A 2548-nucleotide genomic window follows, 5' to 3' on the forward strand; every position below is an offset into this window, starting at 1 on the left:
TTGCTTTTTGGTCGTTTGCCCCATGATGATGGGCAAACACGGGGGTAAACGCGAGTAGTAACCCCTGAACAAATAGCAATGCTGGCAACCACAAGCTAGTTCCTATTGCAACGGCAGCCATATCGACAGCACTGACTCTACCCGCCATCACAGTGTCGATAAAACCCATCATGGTTTGAGTCACTTGGGCTATGAGTACAGGTAGTGCGAGTTGTACTAAACGTTTGGTCTGAAAGCCGAATTGATTCATGAAAACTGCCTTAAATACTAACGAGAGATAAAATGTTTACAGGTATAGTTCAAGCCACGTGCGAAGTGGTTGCGATAAATAAGAAAGATGGCTTAAATACGCTAGAGGTCGCTATGGAGCCCGAGTTACGTGAAGGGCTCATTACAGGCGCAAGTGTTGCGAACAACGGAGTCTGCTTGACGGTTACACGAATTGAAGATGATAGGGTTTTTTTCGATGTAATGGAAGAGACATTGAGCGTGACCAATCTCACAAAACTACAACTTGGTTCCCAAGTGAACATAGAAAGGTCACTCACATTCGGTAGTGAGATCGGAGGGCATGTTCTCTCTGGCCATATCCATACTCAGGCAAGCGTTTGTGGCCTAAGTAATACACGCGAACATTTCAATATCGAGCTCGAAGTCGATAAAAAGTGGATGAATTACATTCTTTATAAAGGCTTCGTGGGAGTCAATGGCTGCAGCCTTACCGTAGGAGCGACTACTGAAAATCGTTTTATGCTGCATTTAATCCCAGAGACGTTAAAACTGACGAATCTGGATGTGCTTGAGCTGGGGGATAAGCTAAATATAGAGATAGACAGTCAAACACAGGCCATCGTTGATACTGTTGAGCGTGTGCTAGCGCAAAGAGGGCTCACAGATTCGTTAAACTCTGCCGGTTAACTTGATGATCCGAGTTCGGTACATAGATGTCAGTATATCTGTTCGTCACCTGAATCAATATACAGTTCTATTTTATGGCGAGCCTCATCGAGATGAAGCCTTAGATGTATTGGATTACAACAGATGCGGCAATCATCATAGTAATCTTGATCGCCGCAGGTGCCATCAACATCGATATGTTGATGGTGCCCACAATGGGGGCAACTGATCGTTTGAGTGGAAAATTTCATAAACACTCCTATTGGTCCATTCGTGGTGCATGGACGGCTTAGCATGAGCAAATCAAGTTAGCTTGATTGTCGCCCGTTAATTTTTATTGTCAACATACCTGATTTATACTTTATGCTCCCATGTATCCAGTCGCCGTTCGGCCGCCATCTATAGCGATAATCTGTCCTGATATATAATGGCTATCAACGAGAAATTGAACCGTGTTTGCAATGTCTGCCGGTGAGCCGCATTTTGCCAAAGGGATCTGTTTAATTATAGATTCTTGAGCATTATTTTGACTGTTTTCTGGCCACAGAATTGCGCCGGGCGCTATGCCATTGACTCTAACATTGGGACCCAACTCTTGGGCTAAGGATAAGGTTGCCATCTGTAAGCCTGCTTTAGATATAGAGTATATCCCATGATCTTTAAGTGGCTTTTGGCCATGAATATCGAGCAAGTTAATGATTGTTCCGTTATTTTTACTCAATAAGGGAGATAATTTCTGTGCTAGAAAGTAGGGCGCTAAAAGGTTAATGACTAATAAGCGTTGGCAGTCATTTAACTGAGTTTCTTGCAATGGGGTTGGGTAAAATTGAGATGCGTTGTTGATGAGAATTGACAGTTTAAAGCTAGTAGCAAGCTTTACTAAATCATTTATGCCTTCCTCAGTAGAGAGGTCGGCTTGTATTGTGACACAAGAATCTTGCCGGACTTGGTTCAGTTCATCACACAGTGAACAGGCAGCATCGGCAGAAGCTCCGTAGTGAATGATGATATTATAGCCGCTAGAGTGCAACTTCAATGCTATTGCACGACCTATTCGTTTTGCCGCTCCTGTCACTAACGCCCATTGGTTCATGTTAATCTCTCTTAGGGGGAATTGATGTTACTGCTTATCGCATCTTCCCTTAAAGCTGGGGGCAAAAGCAATGTCAGCGCTATAGAATATGCTTTTAAAGAATGAAGCGGTTAAAGTGAGGCGACTTGTTTTTTGTCATCCTCGCTTTAAATACCTATAGGAATTAATAGGTGTACTTAAAGTAAGAAGAGCTTCAGTCATCCTGTTGAGGATTGGCTTTCATCAGATGGGACGGGGTTTGAGCCGTTCTCAAATTGGTGACATTTGATTCTGCAGAACCACTAGCGAGTTCCACGTCGAGCGAAGCCAGCATCAACTCAAATTGTTCATCTAGGCTAGATGGCCCTAGGTGAGGTGATTTCGATGCCGAAAAAGTGACAATAAAATTTTAAAATCATAACATTAGCCTGCTATTGAATATTTTCATATGTCCTGCTCCACTGCGTTTTTATGCTTGCACTCACGGGTACAGATCTCGTAGAATTACTCGCTTGCGCCTAAGGTGATTAAGACTCTTGTAATGGCTTACCCCATTGGTGCTTCTACTTTACCTCTATA

At 43.2% G+C, this 2548-nt stretch carries 4 protein-coding genes; 1 reads left to right on the forward strand and 3 read right to left on the reverse strand.

Translation table 11 applies throughout. From position 1 onward, the window contains the following. Nucleotides 1-250 (reverse strand): MATE family efflux transporter (locus HRU42_RS20955; RefSeq protein ID WP_295034016.1); only part of this gene is annotated, 250 nt, incomplete at its 3' end. A 32-nt stretch (nt 251-282) separates the two neighbouring features. Between HRU42_RS20955 and HRU42_RS20960 the strand changes: the two genes are divergently transcribed. After that, a complete protein-coding gene (locus tag HRU42_RS20960) occupies nt 283-918 on the forward strand; it encodes a riboflavin synthase subunit alpha (RefSeq protein ID WP_295034017.1) in 636 nt (211 codons plus the stop codon). Nucleotides 919-947: 29 nt separating this feature from the next. Here HRU42_RS20960 and HRU42_RS20965 read toward each other — a convergent pair whose 3' ends face one another. Together HRU42_RS20965 and HRU42_RS20970 are read right to left on the reverse strand one after the other, a co-directional pair. Further along, entirely contained in the window at nt 948-1148 is a 201-nt protein-coding gene (locus tag HRU42_RS20965; RefSeq protein WP_041419882.1) for a CPXCG motif-containing cysteine-rich protein, read from the reverse strand. 110 nt (nt 1149-1258) lie between these two features. After that, the gene (locus HRU42_RS20970; RefSeq protein WP_295034021.1) at nt 1259-1990 is read right to left on the reverse strand and encodes a pteridine reductase; all 732 of its coding nucleotides are present in this window, start codon (nt 1988-1990) and stop codon (nt 1259-1261) included. Between the last annotated feature and the right edge of the window lie 558 nt (nt 1991-2548).

Origin of the sequence: Shewanella sp. (assembly GCF_013214165.1) — a bacterium.
Taxonomy (GTDB): Bacteria; Pseudomonadota; Gammaproteobacteria; order Enterobacterales; family Shewanellaceae; genus Shewanella.